The following is a 19,233-nucleotide window of genomic DNA, read 5'->3' as shown; positions in this document are numbered from 1 at the left end:
CGGTAGATCCCCGATCGAACAAAGAGAATTCTACCGCACTTTCTCAATCTGACAACACTCCCCCTTCCCTTTGTTCGCAAATTGTTCTTTCTGGGAGCGCAAACGCATGATACATTGGCGATATATGCAGGGCCTTTCTTCACCCGAACACCGCTACACAGTGCGGCCGACATATTTGTCAGTCGGGCCTTGCACATGGCTGACAGGCAAGTCATGCCTGCTCACCTGATCCTTGAGTCTGAAGCCTAACCCATGAAGACAAGCCTCGAACACCTTCCAGCCCGGAAGCAGCACGAATTGGAACGGCTCGTCCGCGTCATCTTCGAGGAGTTCAATGACGCGCACGGTGTACCGACCGGCCAGCGCAAGATGGGCAGGATCCTGAAGATTGTTCTCTATGGGTCATTTGCGCGCGGAAACTGGGTCAATGAGCCGACCACAGGTAAGGGTTACCAGTCCGATTTCGACATTTTGATAATCGTCAATCAACCGGAACTCACCGACTGGTTCGACTATTGGGAAAAGGTCGAAGAACGGCTGAGCAGGGAGCGCGAAATTTCCGGCTATCTCAATACGCCGGTTCAATTGATCGTACACACCCTGCAAGAGGTGAATGATGGTCTTTCGCATGGCCGATATTTCTTCCTGGATATCGCTGACGATGGAATTGCCATCTACCAAGCAGACGAAAGCGAACTAGCTAGACCACAGCCCAAGACTCCTGCCGGTGCGCTGAAAATGGCTGAGGATTACTTTGATGATCTCTTCCCTTACGCGATGAGCCGCTTCCAGATCGCAAGATATGGTATGAAGTGTGGCTTTCTGAGGGACGCGGCATTTGATCTTCATCAGACCGTCGAGAGGCTTTATCAGTGCGTTTTGCTGGTCTGCACTTTCTATACGCCGCGTGCGCACAATGTGAATTTTCTTCGCAACCAAGCTGAGAAAGTTTCCGGATTGCTGGTCGACGTCTGGCCCCGTGAAAGCAAACGCGACCGAGCAAGATTCGAAAAGCTCAAAGATGCGTACGTCAAAGGGCGATATTCTAAGCATTTCACCATCGATAACGAAGAGCTTGAATGGTTGGCCAGTCGTATCGAGGAATTGGGGCAAGCAGTGCACAAAGTTTGCGCAGAGAAGATCGCCGAGCTACGCTCCAATCTATAAGTTGCAGGATAAAATATAACAGCAGGAGATTTATTTAATGAACAATGCAGAACTCGCAGACAAGCTTGCCACTGAAACCGGTGTGACCAAGACCGACGCAAAGAAGGCTGTCGACATCGTTTTTGCATCGATTGCTGATGCTGCCGCTGCTGGCGAGGAAATTTCCTTGAACGGCTTCGGCAAGTTCAAGGTGAAGGACAGCCCTGCTCGCGAAGGCCGCAATCCCTCGACCGGCGAAACGATCCAGATCGCGGCTTCCAAGAAGCTCACCTTTGCCCCGGCGAAGGCGATCAAAGACAAGCTGAACGGCTGACACGAATGGCGCCGCTTACTTCAAGCTAGCGGCGCCATTCACAATCCGCCAACGATCAGCTTTGCTTGATTGAACACCAACAATGGCTAAGCGGTACGTATGACGGTATCCGACCTCGAACACCTGCTTATCACCCGCCTTATCCGGGAAAGAGGCGGTAAGTCGCAAACATGGCGGCGGGCGCTTGGCAAGATCATCGTGCACGACACGAGGACACATACCCACTGCAATTGGGACGTCCGGCTGGGCGGCACCGATGCGCAGCGCGCCGCGATAGAGCGGCTGCTCGACGATGTGCGCCTGGATCATTCGATCGTGGCGGCCGATTGAATAGCCGATAGCGCCGACATAGCGGCCGTAACCCACCTCATATCGGTTCCCTGATAGCGGCCATCGGTTCACCCAGTTAAACGCGAACCTGAACGACCGGACGTGGGACATTTCCGACGTCCGCGCACGACATGTTGAACGTTTGCTTTTGTCAGAAGCCCACGTCCAGGAGAGCCAGAGCCTGGCATGGTGCCAGCTTTGGCGAGCATCTAACTTCTGGCACTGGAGCAACTCTTGTTAGCCAAGAGCACCGAGTCGCGCGCGACATTTCTTCGCGTCCGACCGACAGTCAGAATGGGCCCAGCGTGATTCGGCGCGACCCCCTCAGGGGAGCGCTCGTCCCCTGAAGCTTTGCTCCGAAGCTGGAGCAGCCTTGCATATGTCCGTTCCGTCATCGCTGATCGCCATCACCGCCCCCGGCGCGGTTTCGATGAGCGCTTCGGGATTGAAATCAGTGAAATCCGCTTTCAATTGTGAGGGCTGCGTGGTCCCATCCCAGGAGAAAAGTGCGAAGTCCTTGTTGTCGTCGATGGCGCCTGCGACGATCCGATATGTGCCGTCTTTCAACCGATCCAAGGAACGGATGCCCCGTCCGCCCAAATTGAGATAGCGCGGCCCCGCAAATCTGGGCGTCGAACCTCCTTTATCTACCAACTCTGCGGGATTTAGGAGTGTCACGACAAGCGCATGTTTATCCCCGTTGATAGTGAAAAGCGGATTGCGAAAACCAATGAAAAGAGCCGCGTCCGGCGCGGCGGCTAACCCCTCGATGTTCAGCCCGTCTTCTGCCTCAGGCGCATTTGTGCTCGCCGACTGCAGTCCGAGGTCTTTGTAGTTCGGGTCAGAGAGCAAAGCATCCAGAAGATCGGAACGCGCGTGGCCGACAGTTGATAATTTGCCGTCCCATTGGGTTGCGAAGAAGCGGTGTCGTTCCGGCCTGAGTTTCGCGTTCTTGTTTCGGCCATGCGAGCCGATCCAGTAAATGCGGCCGTCACCAGCGAGCGCACCGCCTTCGAGATCGCTTTCCGAACCTGCTGGAACATTCAGAAAGCGATCCAAATCGAACGGCGATCCGACCGGCTCTCCATCGAAGGTGAAAGTGAGGAGGAAGTTCCTCTCGTCATAAGCGGAAACGAATAGTCTAGGCGCGACCACGACGGCTGCAGACCCATCGCAAGCACCAGGGAATCGGATGTCACTCTGTGACGCGAACGCCGAAGTAATCATGGAAAGTAGCGCGATGATCATAATGTCGCCTTTCTACTGAAGAGAGCTGAGACAGTGATCGGATAAGGAGCCGCCGGAGGAGGTTGCTCGCCATGGCAAGATGGATCATCGCCTTCGATACGTCGAGCGCTTCCAGAAATTCGCAGCGAAACACGGAGACGGCGTAATCTGGTCGAGACCTGTCGATCTCGCCGACTCAGCTGCCGCTTAAGACACCACGCTTTTCCAATTCATATCGTGAAAGAAGACCGAGTCGATGTCCACGCCTTCCCGCGCCCGCAAGTAGCCGTTTGGCTTGGCCTTGGCGCGCCATTTCTTGGCATCGTCGCTCTGGACAGGGGTGTCGCCCTGGGTGAGGTTATCGGACTCGTTCGAGGGCGGAAGCAGGTACTCCTCGCCTTGGTGCTCAAGCCCGGTGTCGGTGTAGAAATAGACGTCGCTGACGTGTCCCTCGGCCTCGGTCATGCCGAAATGTCCTTCAGCGTAGTAGTAGAACTTGGGCGACATGTCCTTGGCAACGAAGGCGTCGGCACCGAGCTCGGCGAAGGTCTTGTTGAGAACCGCCGTTTGAGGAGCCGACGTCTTCAGGAACATTTCGTCGGTCGGCACCAGCGAATAGATGTTGACCTTGTTCTCCTCATCGTAGCCGACGGTGAGATTATAGCCGTTCTTGGAATAAATCTCGATTGGCATCGTAGCGAAGCTCTGCCCGTCCTGCGATTGGACCTGGGTGCTGGTCGTCCAGTTGGGGACACCGAACAAGTTGCGCACGAAGTCCTTGTCGAGCTTGAGGTCGAAGCGCTCGAGGAGGGCAGCGTCGGTCTCGATCGGCGTCGGCGGCGGCGCAGGTATCTCTGTGATAACAGGACCGGTAATGACCGGAGACGAGGCCGTCGCCGCAGCTATGGCGAAAACGATGACGAGCGTGGCACAGATTAGCCCGATCCCCGCCAAGATGAGCTGATAGCGCTTGTGCCTGAGCCACTGCTCGCCCGAAAACTTGGCCGGGAACGGCTTGCCGATAATCTCGCGGACGCGTTCATCGCGCTTGTCTTCGGGTAGGGCCAATATCAGCTTCTGCTGCGACCGGTTGCGGGCGATCTGGTAGCTGAGAATGGCGCCCGCCACCACGGCCCCGAGGTAGGCGACGAGCGCTCGCGGGGAGGCCGCGGCCTCAGGAATGTGCTCGAAGGCGCTATTAATCCACGACACGATCCCATTCCCCCGTCCGCCGATCCGCACAGGCTGCCACAGGTTGGCCCCAAGTCAATCGATCGCTAGGTCTGCGGCCGAAATGGCCTATGATCGATCGATCTATGATGCACTTCGTTAAGCGCAAAAGCGGTAGACGGTCCGCCAGATTTGCCACAGGAACACGTGATTCTCTGCATCTACAACTTGGTTTCGATCTTCGTGATATCGAGGCTTGGATCGATATAGCATCAAAAAACCTCTGATCGTAGATCGACATCGCGTTGAAGGTGCGCAGAAATACGTAGATTCTGCAGATATTTAACGTAGGAGATCGCGGGTTTTCATGACAAAAAGCTGTCCGAACTGATGAAATTCGGCATTGTTGCTTGATCGACTCAAGTAAATCTGAAATCTTTACGGTCTCTTCTTGACGGGGGTGCCCATGCCGAGTCTCGAGACGGACACCCCGACAACACATCTGTCAGGTGGCGATTTTGCGCTCGATGTCGTTACGCCTACAGGCGCTGCCTGGAAGGCCGTCCCATTCCAAGCGCTCCATCAACTTCCCTTCGCAACAGTAGGTCGGTTGGAACTCTATGATCAAGGCGGTCTCTTTGGCGCCGGCACTGCATGGCTAGCAGGACATGCGACGGCAGTAACGGCCGCGCATAATTTCAGACCGCCTGGTGGGGGTGCGATCAAACAAGTCAGGCTTTTATTTCCGACGCTGACGCAAGCGATCGTCGCGCAGGATGCGCGGATCCATCCACAATATAGAGGAATGGGTGCGATCGCTGATCCTTGGGATGTCGCCTGCGTCCGACTGCAGCCGTTAAACCTACCGCTGCTGGCGATAAACGACCCTGGGCCACCGGCCGCCTTGTCAGCGTACGTGACAGGCTTTCCAAATGGCCAGAGCAATCTTGTGAGCCACACGGCCAAGGCATTCCGAGCCCATGATACTCTGATGGTGCACTCGATCGACACGGCCACCGGCCATAGCGGTGCGCCAATGATCCTGGTGGGAGCCCCTGCCAGCGCCATCGCAATCCATGTCGGCGGCTTCGCAAGCAATCCGTTCGCCGCGAAATTTCCGTCCGCCAATACGGCGCTGCCACTTAGGCCTGCGTTGGTCGCGTTCATACAGCAGCACATCGATCAATGGGGATGACTGGGATGACATATCGAGGGCAACTGCCTCTAAAAGCCATGCGAGAGGGCACGGCGATCGTGCTGCTGCTTGCTAATGCTTTCGCAACACCTGCCATGGCGGCGAAGCCGAAAACCGATCCCGACACCTTCTACGGAACGCAGGTGACCCAAGGGCCTTGCGTGACCCCTGGGCAGGAATTTTTTGGCCCTATTCTCTCTGCCCTTTTGGGGACGCTGATCACAACGGGGGTCAACAAGATCGGCACCGCGTTGAAGACAGCCGGCGATGAGAAAACTTGGAAAACCACTGCCAGCCGAAATCTTGATATTACCGCAGACGAGTTTAGCACAGGGTCGTGCGTACAGATCGTACGCGGGCGCTTCTTCACCAATGCGCCGCCGCTCAGTCGCAGGCCAACAGATCTTATAGATACGAAGATCAGCGCATCTTGGCAAAAGCTCGCTGCGAACGGCATCTACGTCGCGGCTCAACCCGACTTCTTTTTCGAAGGGCGGCTGGTAAAGTCGACTGGCGGACAAGCCTTGTCATTGACGCCGCTCTACGCACGCCTTGATGCGCCGATCGGGGGCCGGGCGTTGAGGCCTGGGCAAAGCCGTCACATCGCGGTGTTCCTGACCTATTTCGCGCCGGACAAGGCCCAACTCGTGACGGAAACCAATGCGGCCGCCTCCATCGTGCTTGGAGAGCTGCAGCCCAAGGTCGCCCGTGACTATACTGCAGCCATTGCGGCAGGACCGGCGCCGGCCGCCAATCCAATCGGCGGCGGCCCCGACGCGCCCATCGCCCACAACGCCTATGTGGGTCCTGTCGATGCCTCCGCTTGGTTCAAACTTGCCCTTGTTGAAAGCAAGCAGCCACTGACCCTTGGCGTACTCGTTACGGAGACGCAGGAGGCCGATACGTTTCTGAAATTCATCGGCGGCGTGGTGGGGTCGGACGCTGTGACCGGCGCAGTCTCGACCGCACTGAAAAACGAACTCGATCCGGCTGAGCGGGAGAAGGCTCGCACAGAGGAGGTGACGGCTGCAGCTACGCTCAGGACCGAATACGAAACTGCTTTGGCGAGTGCTCTTACAAAGACCCGTGCGTGCAGTACTGGCAAGCCTTCGTTCGAGGCCATTGCCGAAGCGCGCGGAGCCATTCGCACGCTCATTACAAAGGCAACCGCGCGAGGTTTCGACAACATCGGCCTTGCTGAAAGCGATGCGCTGAGCATCAAGGTCATCGACCCAAGCGGTAGCGTGAACGGTGCTTGCGCCGCAGTCGCCGTGAAGGTTGCCGCGCTTGGGGCTACGCACCCATGACCGATAATGGACTTGGTCGCCGGCCGGACGGCTTTTTCGAGGCTGACGTTCCGATGGGACGATGGGGCACAGACCCCCTTGAACCAGACTTATTGGGTCTGCCGAGCGTCATGATGACCTTCCCGCTTGCAGACAACGCCGTAGTGCTGCGCGACGGACGCTATGACGGTTCCAATCCTCAGCTTCGCGTCGACCTTCGGCTCGACGCGGCCGGGGCGGGCGTCGCAAGTTTCGACATCTACCGTCGCGAGCACTTCGGCGAGACGTTTGTGGCCTCGGGCCGGAGTGCACCAGGAAAATCGATAAGCGGCGCGAGCGGCAACTGGCAAGTGATTGTCGAGGGAGCATCGCAACAGAGCGCGACGGGAGGCTTGCAGCTTGACGCATCGACCCCCGAACGGGCTATCGCGACGCTCTCGCTCGACGCGCTGATCGATGGCCTCGCGCATAGTACGCCGATGGCATTCTTGTGCGAATGGCGAAGCCCGTTCTTGCGACGCTTGGGCCTGGAAATCGATTCGGAAGTAAATGTTCAGCCGCCACCGACAGCTACCATCGGTGGTGTAGCCCGTAGCATCGCGCTGGCGCTACAGGCTGCCGGCTTCGACACTTATGGTGCCGGGACGGCGACGCAGATTCCCGCCGCGCCCGACGGTGGCTGGAGCGAGAAGTCCCTTGAACATCTGATGCGTACATATGCGCAGAGCGATCTGTCCCGGCCCAGCTTCGATTTGCGGCTCCTCTGGCTGGCGCGCTCGAATCGTCCCGGTCTTCTAGGGGTCATGTTCGACAGCGACGACGAACTCCCGAGGCAGGGACTGGCGGTGTTTGCCGAAGAGATACGAGACCGTTTCGGCGCGGACGCCGATCGAAAGCTCATCCAGACGACCGTGCACGAAATCGGCCACGCCCTCAATTTGGCCCACCGGTTTGAGCGCGAAGTCGGTCGCGCCGATTCGACGTCGTTTATGAATTATGATTGGCGGTTCCGCGGCGGCGGGGCTGCGAACGAATTCTGGTCCGCTTTCAATTTCTCCTTTGATACCGATGAGTTGATTTTCCTTCGTCACGGTGGACTGCGCAACGTCTCTCCCGGCGGAGCGGCTTTTCACTCGGTGCGGTATTGGGCGGACGGAAACGGCGGCTATTCGCCTTACGTGCCCGAAACGGAATTACCGGGTTTCCGGATTGAGTTGATCCTGCCTGAACAGGGACCTCTATTTCGGTTTGGTCAGCCAGTATTTTTGGGAATCAAGCTGACCAACACGAGCGGCCGTCCGGTCGATATCCCAGAGTTTCTTCTCGACGCGAAGGCTGGCTTCCTCGAGTTCATGATCAGGCGCCTCGATCTGTCAGACCCTGAACATGGGGAAAGGCGCTCTTTCTCGCCGATCATCGACCGTTGTTACGACGCATCGCCGGATCGAGCTATCCGACTGGATCCCGGTGTCAGTCACTCCGACAACGTCCAACTGCATTTCGGAGCCGGCGGCTTCGCTTTCGCGGAACCCGGCTTCTATGAGGTAACGGCGTTGCTCGTCATTTATGATCGGCAGGCCGAGCGAGATATGATCACGCGATCCTCGACTATTCGCTTGAGAGTGGCGCATCCGCAAGGCGAAGAGGAACGGGACGCATTCACGCTCTTCGACCACGCCACGGGAAGATGGTTTGCCCTTGGTGGGACCCTTAACACCCGCGCAAACGATGCTGTTCAGGAATTGCTTGAGCAACGCATGAGTCGCGTCCGGGGACGGAGCAGGGCACTCTCCATCGCTGATGGTGTTGAGCGAGATCCGATCGTCGCCAACATCGTTCGCCTGAGCGCCTTCCAGGCAAATCGGACTTATCCTGCCGCCGAAAAAGGAAAGATCGTTGAATTTTCCGCGCCCGATTTCGAGAGATCTCGGAGCCTTGCCGAAGCGCTCACTGATCGAGCTTTGACATGGTTCGATCCTATAACATTTGCGGCTACCGCTCGCTATCGGGACGAGATTATAGCAAAGGCCTAAATTCGATGGTTTGAGCGGGCCGATCTCGGCTACGCTCGGGACTCAAGCTCACCAAAAATATGGTTGGCGGCGAGCTTGATTTAACGGGTGGCGCATCGCCAGTACTTTAGTCGGCACCTGCTCGGCATCCGAAGGAAGTTGCGCGATCATAGGGGCGGCGGATTTACACGGAACCGCCCGAGGTATGACGAATTCGGCACCTCGGCCAGGATAGCGGCGTGGACGACGTTGTTGTTTTTGGTCTCATTTGCGATCAGCCGATCGCAGCTGTACGTCACCTCTTTCGCCCTCGAATGACTAGTTTCAGTGTGAGCTGACATTGTTGGTACTCCACCGGATTGGCTCGAATTGGTCGCTGCCTGCCGGGAAAGGGGACCTTCCGCACCTAGCTAGTCGAAACTCACTGCTGAGTGTCCGAGATGGGTCGTGACCTGCCGGTAGCGCCCCTGCCCTGCCCTGCTCCGCCGACAAAGCGGCCGCAGACCACCTCAACTCAGCCTCCTGATAGCTGCGCTCAGTTCACCGGGGTTCGGGTGAACCTGAACGACTTGTCGTGGGACATTCGGGTCAGACGGCTTTTGAGTAAACACTCTTCGAAAGCCGCCGTTCTTGATCCGAGTCGATGGCTGCTTTATCGGCCTTTGTTCGCGCGGCTTGCCAGATCGGCGAGCATGATCCCTAGAAGGCCATCGGAAGTGCCGCCCGCTCGCAGGAGGCGATAGCCATTCTGCTGGAGGCCGCTAACTTCTGTTTCGATATCTGTGAATTCCAATACCGCATGGCTGCCTTGCTGAAGAAGCATCTCCGCATTGTCAGCCGAGTTGTCCAACGCCATTCCCTCGCAGAAATCCGCTAGGGCCGACCAGCCGAAAGGCAACTCATCAAGCCCGCCCAAAGATGGTGTACCGATATCGAGCTTTGCGCGACCGTAAATCATCTTTGGGGGGAAGCGCAGTCCGGCATAGGCCACAAAACTTGAGTCTCGCCTCCCAAGCATGAGGTGCGAGACGCCAAGCAAAGCCTGCGAGCGCGGCGGGTCGATCACGCCAGCCTTCATTAGCAGCTTCCTCAGCCGTGCCAGCGGGGCGGCGTGCAAGTCAATTCAGAGTCGAAAATGTGCTGCGCGTCAGGCCGCAGGAACCCGCTCATCATGAAGGGCTCGCTCGGGTCGATATGACCTAATTCCTGAGCACGGCGAAATTCTCCGGCCATAAACCAGAGATGCACAAGATACTGGAGGAAGGTCATTCCTCCGCAGGTTCGTTCAAGAAGCCGTTCATCAATCCTGAAAAGCGCCAGCCCCGCTTCGCGCGCGATGTCATTTTTCAACTCATCCTTGGAGGGGTCATGGCCAGCGCCGTCATATTCAACGGCAAAAGCAGCTAGACCTTCTTCATCACTAACGCAGATGTCGAAATGAGCCTGTAAGGCGTAGGTCCCAAGGTTGCGACGAGATAGCCGCCGGATATCTATCGCGTCCGCGACACGGACCTTACGGAAGATATCGCCTCGGAAGCCGCCGACCGCATCGGCGATTTCGCGGTGCAGCCGTGCCTCGCCGCCATTCATGAGCTTTCGTCGCATTGCGCCTGTATAGCATAGCTGCCGCCTAACGCAGCTTTGGCGGCGCGGCTTCGTCTGCCTTGATCATATATTCGAGCAGCAGCTAGCGGAACCTACAGGCTGCGAATGCGGACATTACAGCGTCGCGAGCTCGAAAGGCGGAGGCCGAACTCAGAATATGTTGGCGAGATGTCCAACAAGCCGAGTTTGAACGGAGACGCCGTGTCGGAAACTGTATAGAGCTGGCTACAAATAAGGGGGAACAGGTCCACTGTGTATATCAAGACGCTCAGGCTGTGGAATTTCCGGGGGTTCTTCACTTCGTGCCCTTTCCTGGAAATTCTTGATGGACCTCACCCGATCGACGTTGACTTGGCTGCTGATACGACGGTCTTCATCGGACGTAATGGAACCGGAAAAAGCGCGTTCTTGCAGGCGCTGCTGCGGCTGTTCGGCGAGACACGCGACGAGCGTACAATTCAACCCGCCGACTTCTTCGTCGCACCAAACGAGCGTCTGGAGAGTAAAGCGAAGCGCGAGCTGTTCCTGGAAGCGCTGATCGCGTTTCCGGAATTGGCCGAGGGCGGCACAGACGCGGAAAAGACGGTGCCGTCAGTGTTCCGGCATATGATCGTGACCGCGCCCGGCGAGACGCCTTATGCGCGGCTGCGCCTGGAGGCCAGTTGGGAACTGGGCGGGACGCTCGACGGCGTCATAGAGGAAAAGCTTTTCTGGATTCTAACGACGGACGACGTGGCGATGGGCGAGCAGGACCCGTCGATCAAGAAGCGTGTGACAGCCAGCGAGCGCAGCAACATCACGGTCCGTTACATTCCTGCGTCACGGGACGTGACGGCCCTCACACAACTTACGGTCCGCAGTCTCGGCCGAAGCCTCATGAATGCGGTCGTCTGGCAAAACAAGGAAGAGATCACTCAACTGATCCAGGACGCTGCCGACAAGCTCGATGCCGAGAGCGCGCTCGATCGGGTAAACAAAGCCATCAATGGCTGCTGGGCTGAGCTCAATACCGCGGAAACTGGGACCAGCGCTCGCCTGACGGTTCTGCCGCCCGACCTCCAGCAGATTATCCGGGCGGCCAGCATACAGCTAACGCCGTCGTCGCTAGGGCGAGTGATGGGCGTCGAGGACCTGAGCGACGGACAGCGTTCCCTTTTCCACTTTGCGCTGGTCAAAGCGCTGCTCGATCTGAAGCTCGAACTCGAGGTGGAAATCCGCGACGGTAAGTCCCCGCCCTTCGAGGAGCGATTCTCGAGGGCGCCTGCGCTGACCATCTTCGCGTTCGAGGAGCCTGAGAACCATCTCGCTCCTTATTTTCTCGCGCGCCTGTTGACCCAGCTCGAGAAGCTGACTGGAACCAAAAGAGTTCAGGGTGTCATTACCAGCCATGCTCCCTCGATCGTCGGTCGGGTCGAGCCCACTGCCATTCGGCATATTCGACGTGACACATCGTCAGGCGTTTCGAGCATTTCTGCGCTGACCCTTCCGCCCGACGGGACCGAGGCTTCGAAGTTTGTTCGCGAAGCGGTTCGTGCTCATCCGGAGATCTACTTCGCGCGGCATGCGATTTTCGGTGAGGGTGCCTCGGAGGAGATCGTCCTGCCCTGGATTGCCGACAAGCTTGGCGTTCCCATAGACCGTTCGTTTGTCGCGATCGTGCCCATAGGGGGCCGCCACGTTCAGCATTTCTGGCGGCTCGTGGAACAGCTTGGAATCCCGCACACGACCCTGCTCGATCTCGACCTCGGGCGGAGCAGTGGCGACATCGTGACGTTCAAGACGCTGGCTGAAGCGCTGCTGTCACGCAGTGGAAGGTTCCAGGACGAGGTCAAGTCCAGCTTGGACAAGGCCGCAGCCTTTTCGCGAGGCAATTGGGGTGCTGACGGCTGGACGCTTGAAAATATCCGGTCCTGGAAGGAGTGGTTTGAGCAGTTCGGCGTGTTCATGTCGAGCGAGCTCGATCTGGATATGCTGATGCTCCAGGCCTTCCCGATCGCATATAAAACGCTCCCGGCCGGTGCGCGTGGGCCGCGCAATCCCGATGATCCGGCGGTGGTCGATAAGGCGGTCGAGATCGTGCTGGGCGAGGATGGCTATGGCGCCGGCCCCTACCAAGGGCTGGACGTCCACAAGCTTTTCGCGTGGTATAAGTATCTGTTTCTCGGAAGTCGGGGAAAACCGGCGACGCATCTGTTCGCGCTGGGCGTGCTCGATGCCGACAAAAGCGTCGATTATGTCCTCCAGACGCCGGTCGTGCTGCAGCGCCTGGTGGCCCATGTGAAGCGCAAGCTCGAGGAAGGCACTGCGTGATCCGGCCGACGGACTGGAAGCCGATCGGTGTGGCTTCGCTCGAGGAGGCCGCGCTTCTCGCGGTCAAGTCCATGGGGAGTGCGCTGGTTGCGGCGAGCCCGGGTACGGGCAAGACGGAATTGCTGGGCCAGCGTGCGGCGTATCTGCTTCAAACCGGGATATGCCCTTTCCCGCGCCGCATCCTCGCAATCAGCTTCAAGCGCGATGCCGCCAGCAATCTTCGTGACAGGGTTGCGCGGCGCAGCGGGCCCGAGGCGGCACGCCAGCTAGATTCGATGACTTTCGATGCGTTCGCTAAGCAATTGCTCGACCGCTTCTGGCGCGCTCTGCCTTCTCGCTGGGCGCTCGGTAACGCCTACCGGATCGGCCCGATCTATCCCTCACGCCAAGGGTTCCCCGAATTCCGGTACTCCGTTGCGAATAGCCTCACGAATGGCGCTCAGCCGACCGGATGGGCCGCCGGTTTTTTTACGCGCCCACCTGCGGCCAACGACATCCAGAGTGCGTCGTACGACGACTATAACCACGGCATCCAGCGCCTAGTTCTCGAGCCTTTGACAGTACCCACCGTCGGTGCATTCTTGCAGTTAGTGGCGCTTCGCCGAGGGCTGATCTCAACGCCACCGACGTTCTCATTCGGACAGATCGGCTGCCTAGCGACGGCGATCATTGCCGCCAATCCAGCTATCCGCGACGCGCTGCGCGCCACTTATAGTCATGTCTTTTTGGACGAGTTCCAGGATACGACCTCGGTCCAATACGGCTTGGTTCAGGCGATCTTTGCCGGTTCCGATTGCGTGCTCACTGCCGTTGGGGACGTGAAGCAGCGGATCATGGGCTGGGCTGGTGCACAGCGGGACGTGTTCGAAGCCTTCGAAAGCGATTTCCTCAGCAAACCCGGTGCGCTGGGCAGGCTTACCTTGACCCGGAATTATCGCAGCAACGACCGGATCGTCCGAATCCTCAACATCCTGAAGCGTCGAATTGCCCCCGACGAGCCCGACTTCGTCGCCCTGCGGCAAGCGCCCGCCTTGCCCGACAGCGAGATCTTCGCCTTGATGGTCGCAAGCGATCAAGATGTGGAGGCGCGCGGCGTGGCAGAAATCGTGGCGAAGGCGATCAAGGAAGGTGCGGATCCCCGTTCGATCGGTTTGCTTGTGCGACAGCGTGCGCCGGAGTGGGAAGACCGCCTGCGCGAGGCCTTTGAGGCCGCAAATGTCTCTTACCGCAACGAGGACCGGGACGTCGGTGGCGGCTCGATCCAGGATTTGATGACCGAGATCTATTCGCGCGCCGTCCTTGACCTTGTCGAGTTTGCCACTCGCACACACGGCGGCCCTCTCTGGTCGATCGCTATGGGACATTTCGCGGCCGCTCAAGGGATCGAAATCGATGACGACGAAAGCGCGGAGCGCGCGTTGGCGGTCCGGGTAGACGCCTTTCACAGAGCCAATCGACTGGATCCGGAGGTCCAGCCGGAGGAAGCGGAGGTACGGCGCGTCGTGGCAACAATTGAAGAGGCACTCGGACTCGACCGGTTACGCGGCCTCGCGCCTCAATACGCGACGGGCGAGTTCTTCGAGAACATCCGGAAGGCAACTGTCGAGTTCCTGGTCGAATGCGCGGGCGCGACCGGTTCATGGAGGGGGGCGATCGATCGCTATCGGGGCAACGGCCAAGTGCCGTTGCTCACGATCACAAAGAGTAAGGGGCTCGAATATGATCTGGTCGTGCTTCTGGGCCTAAACGACGACGAGTGGTGGAGCTTCGACCGTGACGTTGAGGAGGGGCATTCGCTCTTTTTCGTCGCTGCTTCGCGCGCCAGGGAACGTCTGGTGCTTACACGGTGCGCCAGCGATCGACGAAGCAAGATAGACGAGATATTCACGCTGTTGGCCGAGGCCGGTGTCACAGAACGCAGAGTCTAAACAGGGGGCTGGGCCCAACCTGCTCATTGGACGCACGAAAGGATGTCGCGTTCGAGGAGTCCGACGCGGTACGCGATGACACGGGTGGTGAACTCTGTCTGTTCGCCATTTCCCATGCGCGCGAACTCCGTCGACAGCCGCTCCGCCGGGTCGCCATCGAGCTCCCTTCGGACGCGATCGAGCACTTCTTGGATCAGCCGGCACGCATCGCCAATATCGTCATCATATTCGGTATCACGCAGCGTCTCGAGCAATGCCAGCCGAGAACTGACGCTGTCTACGAGCTGTTGCGCATATCCCTGCTCATCCTCATTGAGGTCCCGGTCAGCATTCGCGAACACCGCCGAGATCTGAAGGAGCACGTTGAACGCCTCGGCAAGCGCGGCCGCTGCGCGCTCCTCCAAAATCGGGAGCGGCAGATGTCCTGACCATTTCGCCGCGAAGTCGGTCATCGGAAAGAATGTCGACAGAAAAACACCGGCTAGGGCCGCGACCACCAGCCCCTCACGGACTGGCACGATGCTGACGCGATGGGTGTCGGGAAACTGGCTGACAATCGCAGTAAAGTTATCTGCAAGCGTCATATAGTCGATGAGATGCTCGACCGGTAGCAGGATCGCATAGTCAACGCGCGGCCAATATGGTGCGTCCGGCTCGTCCATTGGCCGCGAAACCACGAGCGCCTCGATATCGTTCGCGGCAAGCGCGGCGCGGATTTGCGCGGTCATCGCCTCCGCAGCGTGCCGAGCGCGCTCTCTCGCGTCGGCTGCGAACCGAATTCGCGCCCGACGATTGCGACTGGTGCGCTCCGCTACCAGCCGGGAACGTCGGAATGCCTCGGCATTCGCATGGGCATCGCCGAGGATCGCATCGATGTCATGGAGAGTCGCGGATAGGCTCTGCAGTGCATCCACTGGCGGGGCTTCGACCCATCTCCAGCTGCTAGCCGACAGCAATACTTCGGCGTCCGTATGCAGCTTTGCGGCATTGACAGACATGAGTATTGGACGCTCGATCGTTCCTCCCAATTCCTGGGCGAGCTGAGTGAGCGATGCGACAAAGTCGTAAGTCTGATCGGCTGTCGAATACTCGCCCTGATCGCGGGCAGAGCGCGTGGTCGAACCGACTGAGGGTGGTTGGATGAATGAATTCAACAATGAGCGAACCGCCAGTAAGGTCGTGAAACGTTGATCCGCCGCTATCCCGCGGCAGTACAGGTCGGCGGCATCGGCGAGCATGGTCGCGAGTTCTGTGATGGCGCTGGCAAGGGCATTCGCGCGGCCGCTTTCAGTGGTCGGTCCGGAGCGGCTCTGGATCGCTCGCAAGGCGGCTCGATTCCAGGCGATGCGCACCGGAGCCGGCAGGTTATCACGAGGGATGTGCTTGATTGCGAGCGGATGGCCCTGGAGTCCGGCTGGGTTACCGTCCCAGCCGAGCATTGAGGAAGCGGCAATATCGGCTGTTGGAACGGCCGCGAACAGCCGTGCGCAATGCTCGACCACGGTATCGTTTGCATTTGGATGGATCGGCTCTCCCTGGAAGCGGACGTTCGAGGTTACCACCAGTGCTCCGTTTTCTGCCTCGATCGTCGGGCGCGTCACCCAGGCGACTTCCTTATGGATTCTCGACAGCAGATGATTGCTCCCGCCGAAACAATTTGCGAGTTGCTGCGCTGTTGCGGCTCCGAATTCGCGTATCGTCGCTGTGACCGCGAGCGCCTGCTCGAGCGGGACATCGACCCTGTCGGCCGCAGGCAGCGCGGTGAACCTGGGAGCTGGCGCCATCGTCACCATCGGCACCAGCGCAGCGGCAAGCTCGTGATAATCCTCCAGATCCGCGTCGATTTCGGCGGGCAAACCGCCCATGCGTTCGAGCAATACCGCGCGCAGGTCGCGCTGGCCGACCTCGGGCAGCCGCGCGATCACAGCGTTGACCTTCGCGAATTGGGGCAAATCCAGCGATGATCCAGCCAGAGCAAACGAGAAGGCTAGACTGGCGTGCCGCACCTCGAGGTCTTCCTCCTCGACGATCGCGATCCAGCGCTCGGCAACCCGATCGCACGCGGCAAGCCCGAGTCCATGGAATATAGCGGCGAGTTCGGGGACCGAAAGTGCAGCGGCACGTCTGGCTAGCGCGTCTAGGACTGCGTCATCGGCTTCGGGCAGCGCGGCTAGAAGTTGCGGGAGAACAACGGAGAAATCATGGCTACGGAGGACGGCCGCCAATTCCTCTAGCTCGATGTCGAGGTTACGAGGCAATTGCTGCTCGAGCGCGGCATACAGTCCCGCCGATCGAATTTGGTGCAGTCCGCCGAGGCTGCCATCGTCCCTGACGCGTACGGCGTGTTCGTCCACCAGCCGCGCCAAGGCGCGCGCGAAGTCACCTTGGCTCAATCCCAAACGGTCGCGGAGCCTTCCGGAGTCGGCCGACCCTCCGAAGCGTGCGGCAGGAACGACCGACTGAAGGATGGCAAGCTCATCGTCGCGACCTTCGAGCAAGCGGCGGCGGACCTGGGCATCCAGCGTATCCTGCAGCCGCTGTCCACTTGTCAGCAGATGCCCGTATTCGAGCAGAAGCCCTTTGCTGCGTTCGAAAGGCTCCCGCCAGTGGAGGAAAGCCAGCTCGCGCTCTTGCCGCAACGCCAGCCAGATTCTTTCGGCGAGCTCGGCGTCGAGAGCCGGGCGCGCCAGCGCGGTCGAGGCGAGACTGCTGATGAGGAAGAGGTCTTCCTCGCGTATTGTGCCAAGCAGCAACACTCCGGGCGTGTGGCCGAGTTCATCTGCCAGCGCTTCCCAGATCCCGCCAAGGTCGCGACCGACATCATCGAACACGAACCCCACGGCGCGCTCAGGCGATGCTTCGAGGCTATGAGCCAATTGTACCAAAAGATGGGCCTGATCGGCGGTTGCGCGTCGCAACCGAAACCAGCGGATGGCATGTCGGTTTTCGTAAGCGAACAGCCAAGCCGCCGCGGATTTCCCGCTTCCCGATGGCCCCGTGATCAGCACGCGCCGCTGCCGTTGGAGGCCGGCCGCCACCTCAACCATCAGGTCCGGGCGCTCCATCACGAGCCCTGCTGCGACATGGCCGGGCGCAGCGTCAACGCCCTCATAGAAATGGGGATCTTCCAAGGGTGCAAAGGTGACAGGCTCGCAAAGACCAGCGGCGATGGCCGGGAACAGTCCATCACGGTCGATAAGCGCAACGACATCTGCGGCAATCGCTTCGACGTCGGTCGCGTCCACGACGGCCGGTTTGTCTGCTGGCGCGCGATAATTATGGTCGGCTCGTTCGCCGACGAGGTGACGGAGACGATGCGCTATCAGCCGACCGACAGCGTCGGGAGTATCGCGGCGCGCGCCAAACAGGTTGACGCTCTCGTCTACCGGATTGGCGATACTCATTACCGCGGCAACTCTAAGAAGCTCGGTGAGGGTCAGGCCCTTCGATGCGGTGAAGTCCGAAAGATAGGAGGCCAAACGCACGGCATTATTTGCATCATCGGCGAGGTTGCCGTCCCAACCGGTTTCGGAGAGTTCCTCGGCAGGTCGCTCGAGCAGAATCACAATCCTACACGCCCCGGACCGCAGCCTCTCTACCTCGATGGTGCTGGCCGATTTCGCGATGATTGTGGCGAGTTCCGCGGTCGTGAATCGACCGCGCGGATCATGGCGGGACTTTGCCTGGACACGAATCTCTGCGGTCCCGCCATGGAGCGTGAGGTCGTCTATGCCCTCAGGTACGAGGACCGTGGCATCAAGATTCCCGGTCCAGATCCGGGTCGCCAACCATGCGCCTGCGGCATCCTGAAAGCGAAAGCCCCGCCCCGCCCGTGCGCCGGCTCGGCTGGTTGCCCAAAGGTTGGGATCGATCTGAATTGCAGCGTCTGCCATTAGTGCCATCTAGGCATGGTATCCCTCCAGAAACAAACCGTTCCTTTCGCGCCCGATCAGGTGCGGCCAAGTCATGGCGTCGAATAGGATCGACACTACGAATGCACCGACAAAATTAGCGCGATAGTTGTGGCCGATGATAGCAGCCGTGCTGGCTACGATGCAGATTGGTTTCGAGACGCCTTGCAGTCCAAGGGAGGCAAGACCTGCAATCTTTAGAACGGGCCGAAGACCCAAGCTAGTCGACGTATAGCGGACTGTCTGCTGGTGGGCATCGAAAATTGGCTGCTGAACGACTTACATGGGTCGGATTCGCTGGGATTAACCGCCGACTCTGGTACATTTTGGTCGTAGCGCGTCTCGATCCGCCCCCTGCATGACGACGCTTTCACGGCGTCGCAGAGGCCATGTGAAGGTCGATTAAGTGGGGTGCGAGGCCGAGCTTGGCGGACAGCCTGCCTTTCAAAGATTTAATCCAGAACCCACCCGACCGCAGCCGTTGGCATTGTGGTCAAAATTAGAGCGTGGCACCATCGAAGTAATGAAAGCTATCCTCCCATTCGTGCTGAACGCTACCGCCGCTCTTTCCGGGGCCCCCGGCATCTGGGAACTTAAGATCGATGACACGACGATCTTTCGTTTCGAATTACAGGATACACAGAATGGAGCAGCGGTTACGTGGGAACGGCCTGAGCATTTTCGTTTCGATGGAGACACATTCTCAAAGGTGACTGGTCCTGTCGTATGAAGCGTCCCGGGTTTTCCGGAGGCTATCCGGTTTGACTCAGGCAGCCATA

13 protein-coding genes are annotated in these 19,233 nt (G+C 59.0%); 8 read left to right on the top strand and 5 right to left on the bottom strand.

Features of this window, described 5'->3' with window-relative positions; all coding sequences use genetic code 11:
- Window positions 1–252: 252 nt before the first annotated feature.
- The 3 genes from V7066_RS20410 to V7066_RS20400 all read left to right on the top strand — a co-directional run bounded on the left by V7066_RS20410 (window position 253) and on the right by V7066_RS20400 (window position 1,810).
- A complete protein-coding gene (locus tag V7066_RS20410; RefSeq protein WP_334184820.1) occupies window positions 253–1,167 on the top strand; it encodes a HEPN domain-containing protein in 915 nt (304 codons plus the stop codon).
- Window positions 1,168–1,204: 37 nt separating this feature from the next.
- Complete coding sequence (locus V7066_RS20405; protein ID WP_334184819.1) at window positions 1,205–1,480, top strand: HU family DNA-binding protein; 276 nt, start codon at window positions 1,205–1,207, stop codon at window positions 1,478–1,480.
- Window positions 1,481–1,579: 99 nt separating this feature from the next.
- Entirely contained in the window at window positions 1,580–1,810 is a 231-nt protein-coding gene (locus V7066_RS20400; protein ID WP_334184818.1) for a hypothetical protein, read from the top strand.
- Window positions 1,811–2,134: 324 nt separating this feature from the next.
- Here the strand turns inward: V7066_RS20400 and V7066_RS20395 are convergent, their stop codons facing one another.
- Together V7066_RS20395 and V7066_RS20390 are read right to left on the bottom strand one after the other, a co-directional pair.
- Complete coding sequence (locus V7066_RS20395; protein WP_334184817.1) at window positions 2,135–3,058, bottom strand: DUF3616 domain-containing protein; 924 nt, start codon at window positions 3,056–3,058, stop codon at window positions 2,135–2,137.
- Window positions 3,059–3,244: 186 nt separating this feature from the next.
- The gene (locus tag V7066_RS20390) at window positions 3,245–4,279 is read right to left on the bottom strand and encodes an ETEC_3214 domain-containing protein (protein WP_334184816.1); all 1,035 of its coding nucleotides are present in this window, start codon (window positions 4,277–4,279) and stop codon (window positions 3,245–3,247) included.
- A gap of 394 nt (window positions 4,280–4,673) precedes the next feature.
- On the opposite strand from V7066_RS20390, the gene V7066_RS20385 reads away from it, so the two are divergent.
- Genes V7066_RS20385 through V7066_RS20375 form a run of 3 tightly spaced genes read left to right on the top strand, consistent with a single transcriptional unit; the run spans window position 4,674 to window position 8,721 of the window.
- Window positions 4,674–5,402, top strand: a complete 729-nt coding sequence (locus V7066_RS20385) for a trypsin-like serine peptidase (RefSeq protein WP_334184815.1) — start codon at window positions 4,674–4,676, stop codon at window positions 5,400–5,402.
- Between the two features lie 59 nt (window positions 5,403–5,461).
- Window positions 5,462–6,709 (top strand): hypothetical protein, encoded by a 1,248-nt coding sequence (locus V7066_RS20380; RefSeq protein ID WP_334184814.1) that lies wholly within the window; start codon window positions 5,462–5,464, stop codon window positions 6,707–6,709.
- On the top strand, window positions 6,706–8,721 hold the full coding sequence (locus V7066_RS20375; protein WP_334184813.1) for a hypothetical protein: 2,016 nt from the start codon (window positions 6,706–6,708) through the stop codon (window positions 8,719–8,721). The genes V7066_RS20380 and V7066_RS20375 overlap by 4 nt, the downstream gene beginning before the upstream one ends.
- A 631-nt stretch (window positions 8,722–9,352) precedes the next feature.
- Here V7066_RS20375 and V7066_RS20370 read toward each other — a convergent pair.
- Together V7066_RS20370 and V7066_RS20365 are read right to left on the bottom strand one after the other, a co-directional pair.
- On the bottom strand, window positions 9,353–9,778 hold the full coding sequence (locus tag V7066_RS20370) for a hypothetical protein (protein WP_334184812.1): 426 nt from the start codon (window positions 9,776–9,778) through the stop codon (window positions 9,353–9,355).
- An 11-nt stretch (window positions 9,779–9,789) separates the two neighbouring features.
- On the bottom strand, window positions 9,790–10,290 hold the full coding sequence (locus V7066_RS20365; RefSeq protein ID WP_334184811.1) for a DUF2726 domain-containing protein: 501 nt from the start codon (window positions 10,288–10,290) through the stop codon (window positions 9,790–9,792).
- Between the two features lie 267 nt (window positions 10,291–10,557).
- On the opposite strand from V7066_RS20365, the gene V7066_RS20360 reads away from it, so the two are divergent.
- Together V7066_RS20360 and V7066_RS20355 are read left to right on the top strand one after the other, a co-directional pair.
- Complete coding sequence (locus tag V7066_RS20360) at window positions 10,558–12,615, top strand: ATP-dependent nuclease (RefSeq protein WP_334184810.1); 2,058 nt, start codon at window positions 10,558–10,560, stop codon at window positions 12,613–12,615.
- Entirely contained in the window at window positions 12,612–14,543 is a 1,932-nt protein-coding gene (locus V7066_RS20355) for an ATP-dependent helicase (protein ID WP_334184809.1), read from the top strand. Before V7066_RS20360 ends, V7066_RS20355 begins: the two co-directional genes overlap by 4 nt.
- Window positions 14,544–14,566: 23 nt before the next feature.
- On the opposite strand, the gene V7066_RS20350 is transcribed toward V7066_RS20355, so the two are convergent.
- Complete coding sequence (locus tag V7066_RS20350; RefSeq protein WP_334184808.1) at window positions 14,567–18,436, bottom strand: hypothetical protein; 3,870 nt, start codon at window positions 18,434–18,436, stop codon at window positions 14,567–14,569.
- Window positions 18,437–19,233: the final 797 nt, after the last annotated feature.

Origin of the sequence: Novosphingobium sp., from assembly GCF_036820275.1 — a bacterium.
Classification (GTDB): domain Bacteria; phylum Pseudomonadota; class Alphaproteobacteria; order Sphingomonadales; family Sphingomonadaceae; genus Novosphingobium.
Note: the sequence above shows the minus strand (reverse complement) of the source record. Positions and strands in the feature narration are given on the sequence as shown.